19 protein-coding genes are annotated in these 17,888 nt (G+C 72.6%); 11 read left to right on the top strand and 8 right to left on the bottom strand.

Going from position 1 to position 17,888, the window contains the following annotated elements; all coding sequences use genetic code 11:
* Positions 1 to 11: 11 nt before the first annotated feature.
* Genes ACIRJT_RS00365 through ACIRJT_RS00375 form a run of 3 tightly spaced genes read left to right on the top strand, consistent with a single transcriptional unit; the run spans position 12 to position 2,862 of the window.
* Positions 12 to 758, top strand: coding sequence for a response regulator transcription factor (locus ACIRJT_RS00365; RefSeq protein ID WP_403902575.1), 747 nt, complete (start codon positions 12 to 14; stop codon positions 756 to 758).
* A gap of 14 nt (positions 759 to 772) precedes the next feature.
* A complete protein-coding gene (locus ACIRJT_RS00370) occupies positions 773 to 2,341 on the top strand; it encodes an ATP-binding protein (RefSeq protein ID WP_403902577.1) in 1,569 nt (522 codons plus the stop codon).
* A complete protein-coding gene (locus ACIRJT_RS00375) occupies positions 2,338 to 2,862 on the top strand; it encodes a GerMN domain-containing protein (RefSeq protein WP_403902579.1) in 525 nt (174 codons plus the stop codon). The genes ACIRJT_RS00370 and ACIRJT_RS00375 overlap by 4 nt, the downstream gene beginning before the upstream one ends.
* A 135-nt stretch (positions 2,863 to 2,997) precedes the next feature.
* Here the strand turns inward: ACIRJT_RS00375 and ACIRJT_RS00380 are convergent, their stop codons facing one another.
* Positions 2,998 to 3,597, bottom strand: coding sequence for a TetR/AcrR family transcriptional regulator (locus ACIRJT_RS00380; protein ID WP_403902581.1), 600 nt, complete (start codon positions 3,595 to 3,597; stop codon positions 2,998 to 3,000).
* 245 nt (positions 3,598 to 3,842) lie between these two features.
* On the opposite strand from ACIRJT_RS00380, the gene ACIRJT_RS00385 reads away from it, so the two are divergent.
* Positions 3,843 to 6,134, top strand: coding sequence for a glycoside hydrolase family 3 N-terminal domain-containing protein (locus ACIRJT_RS00385; protein WP_403902584.1), 2,292 nt, complete (start codon positions 3,843 to 3,845; stop codon positions 6,132 to 6,134).
* A gap of 58 nt (positions 6,135 to 6,192) precedes the next feature.
* Here ACIRJT_RS00385 and ACIRJT_RS00390 read toward each other — a convergent pair whose 3' ends face one another.
* Complete coding sequence (locus tag ACIRJT_RS00390) at positions 6,193 to 7,083, bottom strand: hypothetical protein (protein WP_403902586.1); 891 nt, start codon at positions 7,081 to 7,083, stop codon at positions 6,193 to 6,195.
* Positions 7,084 to 7,488: 405 nt separating this feature from the next.
* Between ACIRJT_RS00390 and ACIRJT_RS00395 the strand changes: the two genes are divergently transcribed.
* Both ACIRJT_RS00395 and ACIRJT_RS00400 read left to right on the top strand, forming a co-directional pair.
* Complete coding sequence (locus tag ACIRJT_RS00395) at positions 7,489 to 8,142, top strand: TetR/AcrR family transcriptional regulator (protein WP_403902588.1); 654 nt, start codon at positions 7,489 to 7,491, stop codon at positions 8,140 to 8,142.
* 148 nt (positions 8,143 to 8,290) lie between these two features.
* Positions 8,291 to 9,022, top strand: a complete 732-nt coding sequence (locus ACIRJT_RS00400) for an N-acyl homoserine lactonase family protein (protein ID WP_403902590.1) — start codon at positions 8,291 to 8,293, stop codon at positions 9,020 to 9,022.
* A 59-nt stretch (positions 9,023 to 9,081) separates the two neighbouring features.
* Here ACIRJT_RS00400 and ACIRJT_RS00405 read toward each other — a convergent pair whose 3' ends face one another.
* Complete coding sequence (locus ACIRJT_RS00405; RefSeq protein WP_403902593.1) at positions 9,082 to 9,930, bottom strand: GDSL-type esterase/lipase family protein; 849 nt, start codon at positions 9,928 to 9,930, stop codon at positions 9,082 to 9,084.
* On the opposite strand from ACIRJT_RS00405, the gene ACIRJT_RS00410 reads away from it, so the two are divergent.
* The gene (locus tag ACIRJT_RS00410; protein WP_403902595.1) at positions 9,929 to 10,966 is read left to right on the top strand and encodes a YncE family protein; all 1,038 of its coding nucleotides are present in this window, start codon (positions 9,929 to 9,931) and stop codon (positions 10,964 to 10,966) included. The genes ACIRJT_RS00405 and ACIRJT_RS00410 overlap by 2 nt on opposite strands.
* Before the next feature lie 81 nt (positions 10,967 to 11,047).
* On the opposite strand, the gene ACIRJT_RS00415 is transcribed toward ACIRJT_RS00410, so the two are convergent.
* Entirely contained in the window at positions 11,048 to 11,452 is a 405-nt protein-coding gene (locus ACIRJT_RS00415) for a PPOX class F420-dependent oxidoreductase (RefSeq protein ID WP_403902597.1), read from the bottom strand.
* 31 nt (positions 11,453 to 11,483) lie between these two features.
* Positions 11,484 to 12,344, bottom strand: a complete 861-nt coding sequence (locus ACIRJT_RS00420; protein WP_403902600.1) for a TetR/AcrR family transcriptional regulator — start codon at positions 12,342 to 12,344, stop codon at positions 11,484 to 11,486.
* 134 nt (positions 12,345 to 12,478) lie between these two features.
* Between ACIRJT_RS00420 and ACIRJT_RS00425 the strand changes: the two genes are divergently transcribed.
* From ACIRJT_RS00425 to ACIRJT_RS00440, 4 genes are all read left to right on the top strand, one after another.
* Positions 12,479 to 13,588, top strand: coding sequence for an ATP-binding cassette domain-containing protein (locus tag ACIRJT_RS00425; protein WP_403902603.1), 1,110 nt, complete (start codon positions 12,479 to 12,481; stop codon positions 13,586 to 13,588).
* Positions 13,585 to 14,463: an ABC transporter permease gene (locus ACIRJT_RS00430; RefSeq protein WP_403902605.1), complete on the top strand. Its 879-nt coding sequence runs from the start codon at positions 13,585 to 13,587 to the stop codon at positions 14,461 to 14,463. Before ACIRJT_RS00425 ends, ACIRJT_RS00430 begins: the two co-directional genes overlap by 4 nt.
* Positions 14,464 to 14,553: 90 nt before the next feature.
* The gene (locus tag ACIRJT_RS00435) at positions 14,554 to 15,078 is read left to right on the top strand and encodes a GNAT family N-acetyltransferase (RefSeq protein WP_403902608.1); all 525 of its coding nucleotides are present in this window, start codon (positions 14,554 to 14,556) and stop codon (positions 15,076 to 15,078) included.
* 139 nt (positions 15,079 to 15,217) lie between these two features.
* Positions 15,218 to 15,655: a pyridoxamine 5'-phosphate oxidase family protein gene (locus ACIRJT_RS00440; protein WP_403904370.1), complete on the top strand. Its 438-nt coding sequence runs from the start codon at positions 15,218 to 15,220 to the stop codon at positions 15,653 to 15,655.
* Positions 15,656 to 15,750: 95 nt separating this feature from the next.
* On the opposite strand, the gene ACIRJT_RS00445 is transcribed toward ACIRJT_RS00440, so the two are convergent.
* The 3 genes from ACIRJT_RS00445 to ACIRJT_RS00455 all read right to left on the bottom strand — a co-directional run bounded on the left by ACIRJT_RS00445 (position 15,751) and on the right by ACIRJT_RS00455 (position 17,649).
* Positions 15,751 to 16,854 carry a methyltransferase domain-containing protein gene (locus tag ACIRJT_RS00445; protein WP_403902609.1) on the bottom strand — a complete coding sequence of 368 codons (1,104 nt, stop codon included), beginning with the start codon at positions 16,852 to 16,854 and terminating at the stop codon, positions 15,751 to 15,753.
* Positions 16,855 to 17,066: 212 nt separating this feature from the next.
* Positions 17,067 to 17,366 carry a hypothetical protein gene (locus tag ACIRJT_RS00450; protein WP_403902611.1) on the bottom strand — a complete coding sequence of 100 codons (300 nt, stop codon included), beginning with the start codon at positions 17,364 to 17,366 and terminating at the stop codon, positions 17,067 to 17,069.
* A 130-nt stretch (positions 17,367 to 17,496) separates the two neighbouring features.
* Positions 17,497 to 17,649 (bottom strand): hypothetical protein, encoded by a 153-nt coding sequence (locus ACIRJT_RS00455; protein ID WP_403902614.1) that lies wholly within the window; start codon positions 17,647 to 17,649, stop codon positions 17,497 to 17,499.
* Positions 17,650 to 17,888 lie beyond the last annotated feature (239 nt).

Raw genomic sequence — 17,888 nt, forward strand, 5'->3', positions numbered from 1 at the left:
TAATCGGCCCCATGCCGCATGTGCTGCTCATCGAGGACGACGCGTCCGTACGGGACGGGATGGAGCTCGTGCTGCGCCGGCACGGGTACGGAGTGGAGACCGCCGCCACCGGCGAGCAGGCCCTCGCGCTGCTGGCCGGGGAGCGGGGCGCGCGGGTCGAACTGGCCGTGCTGGACCTGATGCTGCCCGGCATGGACGGCTTCGAGGTGTGCCGCCGCATCCGGGCCCGTACGGCGACGCTGCCCGTCATCATGCTGACCGCGCGCGGCGACGACCACGACATCGTGACCGGGCTGGCGGCGGGGGCCGACGACTACGTGGTCAAGCCGGTCACCGCGCCCGTCCTGGAGGCCCGCATCCGGGCCGCCCTGCGCCGCGCGGAGCCGTATCCCCGGCAGGGACCCGCCGGGCAGGGCCCGGACGCGCACGGGCTCTACGCGCACAGGGCCGGCGCCGACCGCACCGATCACGCCGGTCTGGTGATCGACCGGGCCGGGCTGACCGTCACCAAGCACGGGGCGGCCGTCGCCCTCCCGCCCACCGAGCTGCGGGTCCTGCTGGAGCTGTCGGCCTCCCCCGGCCGGGTCCTCACCCGGGAGCAGCTCCTCGCCTCGGTGTGGGACCACACCTTCCTGGGCGACTCCCGGCTGGTGGACGCGGCGGTGGGCCGGCTGCGGGCCAAGATCGAGGACGTGCCGGCCAGGCCCCGGTACGTACAGACCGTGCGGGGCTTCGGCTACCGCTTCGGGCCGCTGTGAAGTCCCGGGCCGCCGTGACACGGCCTGTTCCCCGGCGTTCGTTCCGGCGCTCCCTCGGGCGCGCCTCGCGGCGGGTCGTCGGCGGGCTGCGGGTCAGGCTCGTCGTCACCTTCGTCCTCGTCGCCCTCGTCAGCGCGGTGACCGCGACGGCCCTCGCCTACCGGGACGCCCGCACCGCCGTCCTCCAACGTACCCAGAACACCGCCGTCAACGACCTCCGGGAGCGGGTCGCGGGCGTTGCCGCGGGGCTCGACCTGCCGCCCGACCAGCGGTCGTTGTCGCGGTTCGCGGCGAAGGTCTCCGAGGGGCTGGGCGCGCGCATCGTGGTCGCCCGCCACCAGGACCTGTCCGCCGTCTCCGACGCGTACGCCGACACGGAGGGCCGGATCACCGCCGAGCTGCGGGCCGCCGTCCGGTCCGGGGACGGGGCCCGGTTCCAGCGGGTCCAGTGGCGGGGCGATCCGTATCTGGTCGTCGGCACGCCCGTGACGTACGCCGACGGGGACCGGCGCACCTCGGGCCTGGAGGTCTTCATGATCACCGACCTGCGGGCCGAGCGCGACGACACGGCCGCGCTGCTGGACTCCGTACGGACGGGAACCGTGCCCGTGGTGGTGCTGGCCGCGCTGCTGGCGCTGCTGGCCGCCGGTACGGTCCTGCGACCGGTGCGGAAGCTGGGGCGGGCCACCCGCGAACTCGCCGCCGGGGACCTCGGCAGCCGGGTCGCGGTCCGAGGGCACGACGAACTGTCGTACCTGGCGCGGACGTTCAACGAGACCGCCGACGCACTCCAGGCGTCCGACGCGGAGTTGCGGGCGCAGGAGGCGAAGGCGCGGCGGTTCGTGGCCGACGTGTCGCACGAACTGCGCACGCCGCTGGCGGCGATGACGATGGTGGCGACGGTCCTGGAGGAGGACGCCGACCAGCTGCCGCCGGACGCCGCCCACGCGGCCCGTACCGTCGGCGCGGAGACCGCCCGGCTGTCCCGGCTGGTCGAGGACCTGATGGAGATCTCCCGCTTCGACGCCGGGGCGGCCCGGCTCAACGCGTCCGTGGCGGACCTCGCCGACACCGTACGGGCGTCGCTGGCGCTGCGCGGGTGGACGGACCGGGTGACCGTCGACCTCCGGGAGGACGTACGGGCCGTGGTCGACCGGCGGCGCGTCGACGTGATCGTGGCGAACCTGGTGGGCAACGCGCTGCGGCACGGTGCGCCGCCGGTCACGGTCACCCTGGCCGCGCCCGGCGGCGACCGGGTGACGCTGGAGGTCGCCGACCACGGCCCGGGGCTGCCGCCGGAGGCTCGGCAGCGGGTCTTCGACCGGTTCTACAAGGCGGACGCGGCGCGCACGCGCGACACGTCCGAGGACAGCGGCCAGGGCTTCGGTCAGGGCGGCTGCCCCGGGGAGGGCGAGGGCCTCGGACAGGGCGGCTTCGGGCAGGGCAGCGGCCTCGGCATGGCCATCGCGTTGGAGAACGCGCGGCTGCACGGCGGAACCATCGAAGTGGGCCAGGGGCCGCAGGGCGGCGCGGTGTTCACGTTGCGGCTGCCCTTGCGGCACCCGGAGGAGGGGGACGGGTGAGGTGTTCGCGGGGAGGCGTACGGAGGAGACGTCTGCGGAGAGCCGCCCTCACGGTGCTGGGGGCCGCGCTCGTCGGGTGCGGGGTCCAGCCGACCGGGGTGATAGAGGCGGGCGAGCCCGCGTCCGGGCTGACGCGCGGGATGCGGCTGTACTACGCGTCCGACACCGGGCTGCGGGCCGTGCCCGTGCTCGACAGGGGCTTCACCGGCCTCGACGCGGTGATGAAGCTGCTCGCCCAGGGGCCGACGGACGCCGAGCGGCGCGAGGGGCTGACCACACTGTTCCACGCTCCCGGCGGCTACACCGTGACCGGGGACGGAAACCGCGTCACCGTGGAGCTGGAGGGCCCGTACTGGGCGGAGGCGCGGGACCGGGTGACGGGGCAACTGGTCTGCACACTCGCCAGCTTCCAGTCCGTGGGCGAGGCGGAGGTCCGGGCGGACGACGTGGAGGTGACGATCCGCCCGGGGGAGGGGCCGGCGCTGGGGCCGCTGCGGTGCGCGGAGTACCTGGGCGGCTGAGCGGCGCGGCGGGCCGGCCCGCCCGTGGGTGCTCCGGGGCGGTGCGAACCGTTCGGCCGACCGGCCGGGACTGTGTGAACCGTTCGGCCGACCTGCCCGAACCGTGTGAACGGCACGGCCGACCGGCCGGGATCGTCAGAACCGCACGGTCACCTGCGCCTGGACGTGGGCCCGCAGCACGCCCGCCATGTCCGTGGCGCAGTCGCTGATCAACCACTGGATCTGGAGGCCGTCCATCAGCGCGATGAGCTGCTGCGCGGCGGCCGACGGGTCGACGTCCTCCCGGAGTTCGCCCGCCTCCCGGGTCTGGCGGTAGGCCAGTTCGGTGTTGGCGAGCGAGGTGCGGTAGCGGGCCTCGAAGTAGGCGTGCGCCGGATGGTCGGGGGACGTGGCCTCCGCAGCGACCACCGAGAACAGCTCGACGATCCCGCGCCGCTTCGCGTTCAGCTCCGCGAGGTCGATCAGCCGCCGCAGATGGTCGACGCCCCGCGTCACACCCAGGGCCAGCCACTCGTCGTCCACGTCGTCGCGATGCTGGAGCACGGCGAGGAGCAGGGCCTCCTTCGTCGGGAAGTGGTGGAGGAGGCCCGGGTGGGAGATGCCGCAGCGGGTGGCGATCACCCGGAGCGACGCGCCCCGGTAGCCGGCCTCGCCGAACAGGGCCATCGCCTGGTCGAGGATCTCGGTCCGCTTGGCCCGGCCCTTGGCGTAGCCGCGCGGCGTCCCGGAGGTCACGTGCGATCACCCGCCGGACCGGCCGATCCCGCCGGACCCGCCGTACCTGCTTGACCCGTTCGATCTGCTGAACCCGCTGAACCCGCTGAACCCGTACGCGCCGTCATCGGAATCGGACACCTCTCTCGCACCGCCGCTCCGGCCCAGATTCTCACAGGACCGAATCCCGCATCCCCCAATACTTACCAAGCGGTCGGGATTGAGCGTACGGTACTGCGGAGTGCGCTTTCGTGAAAGGAACTCCTGTGGGCCTCAAGCCGCCGTACCTCGACCCCGCGCTGCCCGTCGCGGAGCGGGTCGCCGACCTCCTGGGGCGCATGACGCTGCCCGAGAAGGTCGGCCAGATGCTCCAGCTCAACGCCAAGGAGGGGGTGCGGCACCTCGTCGAGGACCTGCACGCGGGCTCGATCCTGCACGCCTCGCCGGAGCGGGTGAGCGAGGCCGCCGTGCTCACCGGGAGGACCCGGCTGCGCATCCCGCTGCTCGTCGCCGAGGACTGCATCCACGGGCACTCCTTCTGGGAGGGGGCCACGATCTACCCGACGCAGCTCGGGATGGCCGCCACCTGGGACCCGGAGCTGGTGGAGCGGATCGCGCGGGCGACGGCGGTCGAGGTCGCGGCGACCGGGGTGCACTGGACGTTCTCGCCGGTGCTCTGCATCACCCGGGACCTGCGGTGGGGCCGGGTCAGCGAGACCTTCGGCGAGGACCCGTTCCTGATCGGCGAGCTGGCCTCCGCGATGGTGCGCGGCTACCAGGGCGACGGCCTGGCCGACCCGACCGCGATCCTGGCCTGCGCCAAGCACTTCGCCGGGTACTCCGAGACGCAGGGCGGCCGGGACGCCAGCGAGGCGGACATCTCACGGCGCAAGCTGCGCTCCTGGTTCCTGCCCCCGTTCGAGCGGGTCGCCAAGGAGGGCTGCCGCACGTTCATGCTCGGCTACCAGTCGATGGACGGCGTGCCGATCACCGTGAACAACTGGCTGCTCAACGAGGTGCTGCGCGGCGAGTGGGGCTACACCGGGACCCTGGTCACCGACTGGGACAACGTCGGCCGCATGGTGTGGGAGCAGAAGGTCTACGCCGACTACGCGCAGGCGTCGGCGGCGGCGGTCCGTGCGGGCAACGACATGGTGATGACGACGTCGAACTTCTTCGCGGGAGCGCAGGAGGCCGTGGCGCAGGGCGCGTTGACGGAGGCCGAGATCGACGCCGCCGTACGCCGGATCCTGACGCTCAAGTTCGAGCTGGGCCTCTTCGAGGACCCGCGCCACCCCGACGCCGCCCGGCAGGCCGAGGTGATCGGCAGCGGGGCGCACGCCGTGCTGAACCTGGAGGCGGCCCGCCGTTCGCTCGTCCTGCTGACCAATGACGGCACGCTCCCGTTCGCGGGCGGCCTGGCGGCGGACGGGGCGGGCCGGGGCCGGCCCCCCGCCTCCGGCGGCGCCCGTACGGTGGCGGTCGTCGGCCCCAACGCGGACGACGCGCAGACCCAGTTGGGCGACTGGGCGGGCTCCTCCGGCCAGGCCGACTGGTTGCCGGAGGGTCAGCCGCGCGCCATGATCCGTACCGTCCTCGACGGCTTCCGCGACCATGTGCCCGCCGACTGGACGGTCGCGTACGCGCCCGGGGCCCGGATCCTCGACGTGGGCCCCGACCCGGAAGGCGCGTTCTTCCCGGACGGGCAGCCCCGCCCGGAGGTCGTCGTCCCGGCGGCCCCCGACGCCTCGCTGATCGCGGACGCGGTCGCCGCCGCCGAGGCCGCCGACCATGTGGTCGCCGTCGTCGGCGACCGGATCGAGCTGGTCGGCGAGGGCAAGTCCACCGCGACCCTCGAACTCGTCGGCGACCAGGTGGCGTTGCTCGACGCGCTGGCGGCGACGGGCAAGCCGTTCGCCGTCGTGGTGATCAGCTCCAAACCGCTGGTGCTGCCGCCGTCCGCGCTCGGCGCGGCGGCGATCGTGTACGCGGCCAACCCGGGGATGCTCGGCGGCCGGGCGATCGCGGAGCTGCTGCTCGGCCTGATCGAGCCGACCGGCCGGCTGCCGCTGTCCTTCGCCCGGCACGCGGGCCAGCAGCCGACGTACTACAACCAGGTGCGCGGCCAGCACGGCTCGCGCTACGCGGACCTCACCCAGCGCCCGGCGTTCGCGTTCGGCGAGGGGCTGAGCTACACGACCGTGGACTACACGGACCTGGAGGTGCTGACGTCGGTGGTCGACGAGTCGGAGACCGTACGGGCCCGGGTCACGGTGACCAACACGGGGGCGCGGCCCGCGCTGGAGACGGCGCAGGCGTACGTGAGCGACACGGTGACGTCGGTGACCTGGGCGGAGAAGGAACTGAAGGCCTACCGGCAGGTGGCGCTGGCCCCCGGGGAGTCGCAGGAGATCCTCTTCGAACTCCCGGCGGCCGACTGCACCCTCGTGGACGCGGAGGGCCGCCGCGTCGTGGAGCCGGGCCGCTTCGAACTGCTGGTGGGCCCGTCGTCCCGCGACGAGGCGCTGTTGCGGGGGGAGTTCACGGTCAAGGGCTGAGCCCGGGGCCGCGGCCGACGAGGTCGTTTCCGGCTCCCCGTCGGCCCCGGTCCCCCCGTCACGAGCCGCCGGAGGTCTTCGTCAGCCGGTACTGGTTCCCGGAGTCCGGGTCGCCGATGTACTGGTAGAGGACGGGCCGGCTCTCCTTGCCGCCGACGTTCCAGTAGTCGAGCACGCACGAGTCGACGGTGACGTCCACCTCCTGCATCCAGGTGTTGGGGCCGGGCTCGTACGTCCAGGTGCCCTGCCCCGTACACGTTTCGAGCTCGCCGTAGCCGTAGCCGTCGTAGCTGTCGTCGTAGCTGTCGTCCTCGGCGCCGACATCGACCGCGGTGACCCGGCCGTCCGCCGTGAAGGTGAGCGTTCCGCCGTGCCCGTCGGACCAGCGTCCGACGAGGTCCGCCGAGGTGATCGCCGGCGGACGGTATTCGGGGAACAACCCCGTCGCCAGACCGACGCCGCCGACGACGGCGGTGACGACCACGGCGACCACGCCCCACAGCATCACCGGCCCGAAGATCCGCTCCCGGCGCGACCGCCAGAGCAGCGCCGGAACGGTGAGCGCGGCCGTCGTCAGCAGCCAGGCCACCGCGAAGCCGGCAGGCCCCGCACCACCGGACAGGGCGACGGCGGGCACGAGGGAGACGGCCGCCGCCACCACCGGAACCCACCACCACGCCGCACGCCCGCCGAACCGGCGTCCCAGCACGCCGCCCAGCCAGGCGGTCGGGAAGACGAGGACCACGGACAGCGCGCCCGCGACCGCGATCCCGAACACGGCGAGCACCGGCAGAAGGAAGATGAACAACACCGAACCGCCGCCGCCCACGTTCGGCGACTCCTGCGTGAAGCCGTACACGACGGCCACGATGAGCGCGATGACCGCTTCGATGTGCAGGGTCAGGATCGAGAGGAGCAGCGACAGCCCGTAGAGACGCTTCTTCTTCACTGTTCAGTCCCCCTTGCGCACGGTGATGTACGCGGCACGCCCCCTTGGGGGCGGCAGCTACGGCTATCGTGCCAGAGTCGTTTGAACGCGTTCAACGCAGGGTTCGCTGTCGTCCGGGCGCGCTCCGGCGGTGCCTCGGCCGCGCTTCGGCGCTGCTCCGGTGGCGGCCCGGTGGCGGTCCGGTGGCGGCCCGGTGGTGGCTTCGTGGGGTGAGCCCCGGGTAGGCACGGGGTGAGTTTGGGGCGCATCCGGGGCGCGCAAAGAAGAACCGTTTCCGCGTGCGGGTATTCCCCCGTATGGGTGTGGCGAGGCCGTCCGGACGGTGGTGGGGCGAGCACAATGGGGCGGCGGTTCGTGCAGAGGCGCGCAGGCCCCTCTCCCGCACCTTGCGCTCAAGGAGGACCGGTGGCGGAGAGCTGGACGGTTCAGCGGACCGGGCCCGGGGATGCCGCGCGCACGCAGGCGCGCGAACAACTTCTGGAAGCAGCCAGGGAGTTGTACGGCATCAACGGATACCGGGCCACCGCCGAGCACGATGTCTGCGCGGCGGCCGGTGTGCCGGTCGAGGTGCTGCGTCAGGAGTACGGCTCCCGGGAGGGGCTGCTCATCGCCCTCCACAACCGGGTCACGACGACCGGGCTGCGGGCTGCGGAGAACGCCCTCCTGGCCGATGGCACCGAGAACCACTCGATCGCGGAGCGGGTCCAACTGCTCTTCGACGCGTACGTGGAGGCCGTCACCAGCGACCCCCGCGAGGCCCGGGTGACGTTCGTCGAGGTGCTGGGTGTGAGCGCCGTGGTGGACGAGCACTGCAAGCTCTGGCGGGCCCTGTGGACGGAGTTCCTGACCGGGGAGGCCGAACGGGCGGTGGAGCGCGGCGAGGCGGAGGACCGGGACCACCGGGTCGACGTGATGGTGATGGTCGGCACGGTCCACGAGCTGATGGCCCACCACACCCGCCGCAGCCGTCGGGCCCGCCCCGGGGAGGTCTCGGGGGAACTGACCCAGCTGGCCCTGTCGATGCTGGGATCGCGGCCGGCGGGTGAGCCGGCGGGGTGAGCCGGGGCGGGCGGATCTCCCGGGCCCGGCCGTACGCGCCGGGGTGCGGGAGCCGGGGCGCCCGGGGCTCCCTCGGCCCGGCACGAACTCCGGCGGAGCACCGGCGCGGACCTTGCCCCGGATCGGCCGGGCGGACAGTGTGGTGGGCATGACGAGGAACCCGACTGTCGTGCACCGGATGGACCTTGGCTACTTCGTCCGTCCGGCAGCGGAGACCGCAGGCCCGCAGCCGAGGGTCGAGCCGGTACTCGCGTACGTGGTGGAACACGAGCGCGGGCGGCTCCTCTTCGACACGGGCATCGGCGCGGGGGACCCGGGGGCGGAGGCGCGCTACCGGCCGCGTCGCCGCCCGCTGGAGGGCGCGCTGGCCGCCGTGGGAGTGGCGCCCGATGAGGTGACCGTCGTGGTGAACTGCCACCTTCACTTCGACCACATCGGCGGCAACCCCCTGCTGGCCGGGGTGCCCATCCTGGTCCAGGAGAGCGAGCTGGCCGTCGCGCGCAGGGGCGGGTACACCATCGACGCGCTGGTCGACTTCCCCGGCGCGGTGTACGAGGAGATCACCGGGGAAGCCGAGCTCTGGCCCGGGGTGTACGTCGTCCCGACTCCCGGACATACGGACGGGCATCAGTCGCTGGCCGTCCGCCGAGGCGACGGCACGGTCGTCGTCCTCGCCGGGCAGGCCCACGACTCCGCCTCGCACTACGCATCCGACGAACTGGCCCGCCGCGCCGCGCTCGACGGGGTGGCCCAGCCGCTTCCTCCGTATCGGCCCTGGATGGATCGGATGGCCGACTTCGATCCGGTGCGGGTGCTCTTCGCGCACGACTGCTCGGTGTGGGAGCCGGCGTCGGGGCGGGGTGGCGCACGGGCCGAGTAGAACCGCTGCCGCCGCGTCGGGTCTGCGCGGAGCCGTTCAGCCGACGACCGGACCGCGCTTCACGCCGAGACCGGGGCCGGGACAGGAGCCGGGGCCGGGACAGAGGTCGAGGTCGGGAGCGAGGCCTGGGCCGGGACAGGTGCCGGTGCCGGCCCCGGTGCCGTGTTGGTCCCCGCGTACGGTCCGCCCAGCCCCCACGCCTGGTGCATCGCCTCGGCGAACGCGGCGGCGAGTTTGTGCTCGCCCGTCGGGCCGGGGTGGGTGCCGTCGTAGGTGTCCGTGCGGATGTCGTACGCCGTGGGGTGCGAGGCCAGCAGGAGAGGCGAGGACGGTTCGTCGAGGTCGGTCACGGCCTTGGCGAGGAGTTCGTTGAAGCGGGCGCAGGAGGCGGCGAAGGGGGCGTCCGTCACGGCCCGGACGTTCGGTATCACCGGGAGCAGCACCATGCCCAGGCGCGGGTTGGCCGTGCGGGCCGCCGTGACGAACGCGCGGGCGTTGGCCGCCGTCTGCTCGGCGTCCGTGTAGAACCCGAGGTCTATCAGGCCGAGCGAGACCAGCAGCACGTCAGCCTCCGTCTCGCGCACCGCGTCCGCGATCACCGGGGCCATGTGCAGCCAGCCCTCGCCCCAGCCGGACAGGTGCCGGCGGGCGGCCGGCGGGAAGGACGGGTCGGCGTACGCGTGCGAGACCGGGGCGTCCGCCTCGATGTCGTACAGCGTCGTGCGCGGGCCGACGATCTCGTACGGGAGGCCCGGGAACGCCTCGAAGTGCTGCCACATCCGGTAGCGCCAGGTGAAGTCGCCGGTGGCGCCGATGGTCATGGAATCGCCGACCGGGAGAAAACGCATGGCGTCATCATGGCCGATCACGGCTCCGGCCTGCGACGTGACGATGGACACTTGGGTCATGCGCTCGTATCCGACCGGCCCGGCGGGCCGCGCCGCCGCCCTCGCCGCCGCCCTCGCCGTCGTCGTTCCGCTGTTCGCCGGGGCCGGTCCGGCCGTGGCCGAAGACGGGCGGCCCGACCGTGACTTCACGATCGAGGACCCCCGCATCACCGAGTCCAGCGGCCTCGCCGCCAGCCGCGCGCACCCCGGCGTCTACTGGACGCACAACGACAGCGACGACGGCCCCTACGTCTACGCCGTCGACTCCCGCACCGGCAAGACCCTCGCGACCATCACGATGCGGGGCGTGGGCGAGCCGAGGGACGTCGAGGGCATCTCGATCGGGCCGGACGGCGACCTCTACATCGGTGACATCGGCGACAACCTCGACGGCACCTGGGACCACGTCTGGATCTACCGCTTCCCCGAGCCGAAGACCCTGCGCGATGCCGCGGTCACGGCCGTGCAGTACGACGTGACGTACGCCGACGGGGCCCGCAACGCCGAGGCGCTGATGGTCCACCCGAAGACCGGCCGCGTCTACATCGCCTCCAAGAACGAGGACGGCGGCGGTCTCTACGAAGGCCCCGCGAAGCTCAACGCCGACTCCGCGAACGTGTTCCGGCGGGTCGGCGAGGTGCCGTGGGTCACGGACGGGGCCTTCTCGCCCGACGGGACCCGGCTGGTGCTGCGTTCGTACTTCAGCGCCCGCGAGTACGCCTTCGAGGACGGCCGCCTCGGTGCGGACCGGTCGGTCGCCGCCCCGTTCCAGCGGCAGGCGGAGTCGGTGACGTACACGGCGGACGGCTCGGCCCTGATGTTCGGCTCGGAGGGGGCCCGCAGCGAGGTCGTCCGCGTGGAGACGGAGGGTGGGCAGGGGAGCGGTTCCGGGTCCGGCGGAGGGTCCGGCGAGGATTCCGGGGCTCCCTCGAAGGGCGGCGACCAGGAGGGTGCGGGCGAGGCCGGCGAGGGCGGCAGCGGCAACGCGGGCCTCGGGGCCGCCGTCCTCGTCGGGGCCGCGGCCCTCTGGTTCGCGCTGAAGCGGCGGCGTAAGTAGCGGAGCCTTCCCGCGGTCTCCTCCCGCGGTCTCCTCCCGCGGTCGGCGCGCTCCCGGCTCGCGCTCGTGGGGCGTTCGCGCTCAGGTGTCGTCGTCCGTCACCGGCCACACCTCGTAGTGCAGGGTCCGGTCCCGCTTCAGCCGGTGCGCGAGCGGGACGAGCACGCCCTGCACGACCGGGTACTTCCGCGACAGCATCCGCGCCGCGTGCGTGTTCTCCTTCGTGCCCGGCCGCAGCAGCCGTGCGTGCGCCCTGATCTGCGGTCCGGTGGGGCTGCCCCGGACCGTGCAGGGGGCGATCTCCACCCGCGGGTGGTTGCGCATCCGCTCGACCTTCCAGGCGGAGGAGAACGTGCGGATGAACGCGTGATCGCCCTCGACGGCGATGTTGACCGGTGTGCCGACGGGGGTCCCGTCCTGCCGGTGGGTGCTCAGCAGGACGGCGTACTGCTTGACGAAAGGAGTGAGCTCCCGGCTGGCGTCCATATATCCATTGGGGCACGGGCCGGGGGTGCTGTCACTTCCGGGCTGCCGCCCGCTCCGTCGTCCGGTCGGCCGTCCGCTCCTCGACCAGGGCCTCGAAGCCGGCGATCAGTCGTTGCAGCCCGAACTCGAAGTGGTCGAACTCGGAGCTGAAGGTGTCCTCCGCCAGGCCCGCCATCATCGGGTACGCGCCGCTCAGCATGGCCCGCTCCAGGTAGGGGCGCTGGTTGTCCCAGAACTCCTGGTCGCTCAGCCCCGTCTGCCGGACCGCCTCCGCCGCGTCGGCCCGGGTGCGGGCCAGGCCCTCCACGAAGCTGTTGACCGTGATGATCACGCTGATCAGCTCGGGGTCGCGCAGCCCCATGGACCGCAGCGCCGTGAGGGAGAGCTCCAGGCCGCGCAGGGCGCTGGGGCCGAGCACCGTACGGGCCTGGTTGATCTTCAGGAGCCAGGAATGGCGGCCCAGGTTGTCCAGGTAGGTACGGGCCATGACGTCGATGGACGCCCGCCAGTCGGGGGGCGCAGGCGCGTCGACCGGTTCCGGGCCGTCGACCGGTTCCGGGCCATTGACCGGTTCCGGGCCTGAGGGCAGGGGTTCGCCCAGCACCCGGTCGAGCATCAGGTCCAGCAGTTCGGCCTTGCCGGGGACGTACCGGTAGAGCGACATCGTGCCCGTGCCCAGCTCGGCGGAGAGCCGGCGCATGGAGACGGCGGCCAGCCCTTCCGTGTCCGCGACGGCGATGGCGGCGGTGACGATCCGGTCCAGCGAGAGCCCCGGTTTGGGACCGCGGCTGGGGCGGTCCCCGGTGCCCCACAGGAGTTCCAGGCTGCGTGCGATGTCGCCGCTCCCGGTGGTCGTGCCGTCCGTCGCCGCTGTCGATCCGTCTTTCGCCATGAGGTCAGGGTAGTGCTCCGGAGCGAAGTTGGGTACGCCGTACTCGCATAGGAGTACGCTGTACCCAATTCAAGGGTACGGTGTACCCAGTTAGCTTCCGATGGGTTCGAGAAACAGGGGGTTGCGCAATGCTCATGTCCAAAACCGGATCGGGGTCCGCGTCCGGGGCCAGGTCCGCGTCCGGGTACGCGGTGCTCGCCGAAGGCGTCGTGAAGCGGTACCGGGGGCGGGGTAGGGGCGGTACGGAGAAGCGGGCGCTCGACGGGTTCGACCTCGCCGTGCGCCCCGGCACCGTCCACGGCCTGCTCGGCCCGAACGGGGCGGGCAAGACCACCGCCGTGCGGGTCCTCGCCACGCTCCTGCGGTACGACGCGGGCCGGGCGGAGGTCGCCGGGCTCGACGTGGCGCGCGAACCCCGCCGCGTGCGGAGCCGGATCGGGCTCACCGGCCAGTACGCGGCCGTCGACGAAGGCCTCACCGGGCGGCAGAACCTGGAGATGTTCGGGCGGCTCTTCCACCTCGGCAACCGCCGGGCCCGGCAACGCGCCGGGGAACTGCTGGACCGGTTCGACCTGACCGAGGCTGCCGACAAGGGCGCCAAGGAGTACAGCGGCGGCATGCGGCGACGGCTCGACCTGGCCTCCTCGATGATCCTCCAGCCCGACGTGCTCTTCCTGGACGAGCCGACGACCGGGCTCGACCCGCGCGGCCGGGGCGAGGTCTGGGACGCGGTCCGGGCGTTGGTGGCGGGCGGTACGACCGTGCTGCTGACCACGCAGTACCTGGACGAGGCGGACCGGCTCGCCTCGCACATCACCGTCATCGACCGGGGACGGGCCATCGCCGACGACACCCCGGACGCGCTGAAGGACCGGGTGGGCGGCGACCGGATCGAGGTGGTGGCCGCGGACGCGGGGGACCTCGACGCGGTGGCGAGGACCGTCGACCGGGTGGCCGGAGGCGGGCTCGTCGTCACCGACGCCACCGCCCGCCGGGTGCACGCCCAGGTCGTGGACCGGGTGGCCGCACTCACCGAGGTGGCCCGGAGCCTCCAGGACGACGGGATCGGGGTGGAGGACATCGGGCTGCGCCGACCGAGCCTGGACGACGTGTTCCTGCGCCTGACGGGCCACAGCACAGCACCCGAAGCCGAGGGCGGTGAGCCCGAGGGCCGTGAGCCCGAGGGCGGCGACCCCGAGAACCACGGCACCGAGAACCACTCCGCGGAGGTGGCGGCGGCATGACCACACGCGAAAAGAACCCCGCTGCGGCGACGGTCCCGGTCCGCGACCACGCCCCTGCCCCTGCCCCTGTCTCTGCCTCTGTCTCTGCCTCTGTCTTCTGGGCGGTCTCCGACTGCTGGAACATCACCCGCCGCACCCTCACCCACTACCAGCGCCACCCCTCCGCCGTCGTCTGGCAGCTCGGCTTCCCGATCCTCTCCGTCCTCCTCTACGGATACGTCTTCGGCAGCGCGATGAAGGTGCCCGGGGGCGGGGACTACCGGGAGTTCCTGATGCCCGGCATGTTCGCCATGACCATGGCCATGGGCTTCATGAACACCGCCGTGGCCGTCGTCACCGACGCCGCCAAGGGGGTCGTCGACCGCTTCCGGTCCATGCCGATGGCGCCCTCCGCCTTCGCCTCCGGACGCGGGGCCGCCGACCTGGTGGTGGCCGCGGCCGAGCTGACCATCCTGGCCGTCACCGCGCTGCTGATGGGCTGGCGCGCGGACGGCGGGATGATGGCCGGCCTCGGCGCGTTCGGGCTGCTCCTGCTGCTGCGGTTCAGCCTGATCTGGGTGGGCGTCTGGCTCGGCATGCTGGTGCCCACCCCGGAGGCGGCGGGCGGGCTGTACGCGGTGGCCTTCCCCGTCACGATGATCTCCAGCACCTTCGTGGCCCCGTCCCTGATGCCGGGCTGGCTGGGCACGATCGCGGCCTGGAACCCGATCTCCTCGACGGCGACGGCCACCCGCGAACTGTTCGGCAACCCCGTGGCGGGCGGCGGCACCTGGGTCGAGGAACACGCCCTGCTGATGGCCCTGGTGTGGCCGCTCGCGATCACGCTGGTGTTCCTGCCGCTGGCGGTGCGCCGCTTCCAGCGCCTGAGCCGGTGAGCGGGTGAGAGGTGAGGGCCCGGACGTGCCGGCCGTGAGCTGCGGAAACGAAGGTGCGGGGGCCCGGGGCTCGGCATAGGGTCAGGCACCGTGCCGACGACCATCACGCCCCCGCCCTTCACCACCACCCGCCTCGACGCGCTCCCCCTCGAACCGGCGTACGCCGACGAGATGGCGTCCGTCCTCGCGGACCCCGCGCTGTACGTGTTCACCGGGGGCGGCCCACCGGACCCGGCCGCGCTGCGGTCCCGCTACGAGCGGCAGAGCGCCGGTTCGCCGGACCCCGGGGAGCTGTGGTGGAACTGGGTGCTCCGGATCCGTGCGGACGGGAGCCTCGCCGGATACGTCCAGGCGACCGTACGGGGGCCCCGGGCGGAGATCGCCTGGGTGGTCGGGACGCCGTGGCAGGGCCGGGGCTACGCGAGCGAGGCGGCGAAGGGCCTCACGGCGCACCTGGTCGAGGCCGCAGGCGTCCGGGAGCTCGTCGCCCACGTCCACCCCGACCACGCCGCGTCCGAGGCGGTGGCCACGGCGGCGGGCCTCCGGCCGACCGGGGAGTGGGAGGACGGCGAGAGGCGATGGGCGGGCAACCCGCCTGTGCCGGGCACCCGTTAGGCCCGGTTCCGGGTTGGACCGTCGCGACGCCGTGGGCCAACTCTGAACAGGCCCCAGCATTGTTCTTCATCCACCGATGGCTCGGCCTAGGTCGAAGGTCGGGGTGTTCGGCGGCGTGTGGAAGATCGAGCATGGAGACATGGAACCTGCTCCGTTTGATGTTGATGCCTTCCTCGGCCAGCCGCTCACCGCGCGCATCGCTACCGACGGGCCGAGCGTGAGGCCTGTGTGGTTTCTGTGGGAGGAGGGTGCCTTCTGGGTTCTGACCGGGCCGTGGACCAAGCTGTTTCACCGGGTGAGCGCGGACGCGCAGATCGCTCTTGTGGTGGACGTATGTGACATCACTACGGGGCTTGTCCGCCAGGTCATCGCCCGTGGCCGGGCCGAACTCGTTCCCTTCGACGTCCCACGCGGGCGCCGCAAGTTGGTCAGGTACCTGGGCGCGGACGAGTCACGCTGGGACTCGCGTTTCGTCCGCTACCTGCATGACGATCCTGATGAACGCGGCACGGTATGGCTGCGGCTGTCGCCCTCATCGGTGTCAGCCCACGATCTGAGCTATACGGTCGCTCGCTGATCTTTTTCTCTGCCTACCAGGACCTGCCGGGCCTACCGATGGCTTTGAGGGTCTCGGGGCGCTTGAACGGTTCGCCGATGTCGTAGTGACGCGGGCTACGTCCTGCTGGGGCGGATGGCCTCGGCCGGGTCCCGCAGCCAGACCTGCTGGCCCCGGCCGGTCACGGTCAGCCCGAATTCCTCGGCACCGGGTCGCCCCGCCACCTCGTACTCCCACCAGACCTGCTCGATCTCTTCCCACAGGAACCCGGGCCCGTACTGCCACACCTCCTCCCCCGAGGCGGCCGTCGCGGCACCCCCGTCCTCGCGGGTCGCCCACACCTGAACACCCTCGGCGGTGTTCTGATGAACGAGCCGCACGCCGGGCAGCCGCGCCCCGGCATACAGCGCGAACCCGAGGTCGAGGAGGTGGGCGGGATCCAGCCCGGCGGCGCGTGCTCTTCCCTTGCCCCGCACGTCGTGGAGATCGGGCACGCGATGGGCTCGCATCGGCATGTACGTGGCCCCGCCGCAGAACGGCCCCACCGCCGTGCCGTCATCCTGAACACGGAGCTGGACCAGCGCACCCGACCAGAACTCCCGGGCGAGCGGGGCCACGACGACCCCACCGGGCCGGACCTGCCGGAGCAGCGCGTACGGGACGTACCGCAGGGCGCAGGTGGCGATCAACCGGTCGACGGGCCCGAGGCCGGGCCACGGTTGCTCACCGTCCCCGACCCGCAGGTGCGGCCGGTACCCGGCCTGCGCGAGCGCGTCGGCCGCCTGCCGGGCTACGACCGGGTCCAGCTCGACGCTGTGGACCAGGTCGTCGCCGAGCCGTTCGCAGAGCAACGCGGAGACATACCCGGTGCCGGTCCCGATCTCCAGCACACGCCGCCCGTGCTCGACTTCGAGGAGCATGAGCATCCGGGCCACCATCGAGGGCATCGAGTTCGACGACGTCGCGACCCCGGGCCCGCCCAGGGCCCCGTCGTCGAGCTGGGTGACGACCGGCTCGTCGCTGTTCACCAACGCCAGCCACGCATCCGTCCCCACCACCGGCTCACACCGGTCGGGCAACTGCCTCCACACGTCCGCCGGAACGAACCGGCTGCGCGGAACGGCCTCGAACACCTGCCGCCACCGGGCGTCGATCAGCCCTCGATCGGCCAACTCCTGTACCAGCGAAGGGTACGTAGGGACCTCCTGCGCGGTGCTCACGACTGCGGGAAGCACTGAGGCCGGCTGCCGTCCGGAGACGGCTTCGGCTCCGAGGGCGGCGTCCACGGCTTGTCCGACGGCGACCCACCATGCTTACCGGCCTCGGCCCGTACGGGAGTGCTGATCATCGTCCATCTCCTCTGTTCTGTGGAACGGTTCGATTGGCGGGGCGGTCTCACAGGCGTGCACATCCGTTGCCGAGAAGTTGATGCTCATACCGCTTCCCGGAGAGCGGTGGCCATCGCATGGCACGGGCAGACACAGTCCGGCCGCCGGCAGAGAGCGTGCACGTCGGCCAGGTCCGTCACCAACGCACTTCGGCAGACAACGCCGTACGGACCGTCCGCCCCTGCCGACAACCCGTCCGGGCCGGCGCCCGCACCCCCGGTCGCATCGGCGGCCGTGATCGGATCACCACGCCACAGCAACGTCACCCCATGGTCCGGACAGTAGGCACCCGACTCGCCCTCGACCGGAAAGTCATGCGCGTCACCCTCCGCGACGCACCTCATCCGCGCGCCTCCCGCCAAGCGCGGCCGAGCTTGGCAGCCGCCGGACAGGTCATTCCGGTGCGGCAGGTCGGGCAGTGCCGGGTGTGTCCGAGCCAGGTCCTGTAGGCGGCATCGCCCGGGGCAGCGGTCTTCACGCTGCGCCCTCGGCACACGTGGGGCACTCGCAGGCGGGGAAGTCGTGCGACGCCTCCGGCTCTTCGAACGGGGCCACCTCGGTCTCTTCCCGCAGGACACGGACGGTGCCTGTGCAGTTCACCTCGTACACCTTCAGCGTCATCGGCATGGTCGTCTCCCTGACCAGATCGTCGGGCTCTCAGCCATTCCGCCGCATGGCCCGCTGTCACACCCTGATGATGTGCGTGCACGCCACGTAGGGGATAGGTCGTTGGATGGCCACGCGTGGCCGTCCGGCGGCCACGGTCGGAAGCGCGGACGATGACACTCCACACTGAACGCATGGGCCGTAATGACGCGCTACGAGCCGCCCGCCTGCACCGGGGGTGGCGGACCATCGAAGTCGCT

It is taken from the genome of Streptomyces sp. NPDC102283, from assembly GCF_044766265.1.
In the GTDB taxonomy this organism is placed as follows: domain Bacteria; phylum Actinomycetota; class Actinomycetes; order Streptomycetales; family Streptomycetaceae; genus Streptomyces.

Coding starts and splice junctions, on each gene's coding strand:
- ACIRJT_RS00365 (WP_403902575.1), top strand. CDS start 12: ATGCCGCATGTGCTGCTCATCGAGGACGACGCGTCCGTACGGGACGGG.
- ACIRJT_RS00400 (WP_403902590.1), top strand. CDS start 8,291: ATGACGAGGAACCCGACTGTCGTGCACCGGATGGACCTTGGCTACTTC.
- ACIRJT_RS00410 (WP_403902595.1), top strand. CDS start 9,929: ATGCGCTCGTATCCGACCGGCCCGGCGGGCCGCGCCGCCGCCCTCGCC.
- ACIRJT_RS00405 (WP_403902593.1), bottom strand. CDS start 9,930: ATGACCCAAGTGTCCATCGTCACGTCGCAGGCCGGAGCCGTGATCGGC.
- ACIRJT_RS00415 (WP_403902597.1), bottom strand. CDS start 11,452: ATGGACGCCAGCCGGGAGCTCACTCCTTTCGTCAAGCAGTACGCCGTC.
- ACIRJT_RS00420 (WP_403902600.1), bottom strand. CDS start 12,344: ATGGCGAAAGACGGATCGACAGCGGCGACGGACGGCACGACCACCGGG.
- ACIRJT_RS00425 (WP_403902603.1), top strand. CDS start 12,479: ATGTCCAAAACCGGATCGGGGTCCGCGTCCGGGGCCAGGTCCGCGTCC.
- ACIRJT_RS00430 (WP_403902605.1), top strand. CDS start 13,585: ATGACCACACGCGAAAAGAACCCCGCTGCGGCGACGGTCCCGGTCCGC.
- ACIRJT_RS00440 (WP_403904370.1), top strand. CDS start 15,218: ATGGAACCTGCTCCGTTTGATGTTGATGCCTTCCTCGGCCAGCCGCTC.
- ACIRJT_RS00450 (WP_403902611.1), bottom strand. CDS start 17,366: ATGAGGTGCGTCGCGGAGGGTGACGCGCATGACTTTCCGGTCGAGGGC.
- ACIRJT_RS00455 (WP_403902614.1), bottom strand. CDS start 17,649: ATGCCGATGACGCTGAAGGTGTACGAGGTGAACTGCACAGGCACCGTC.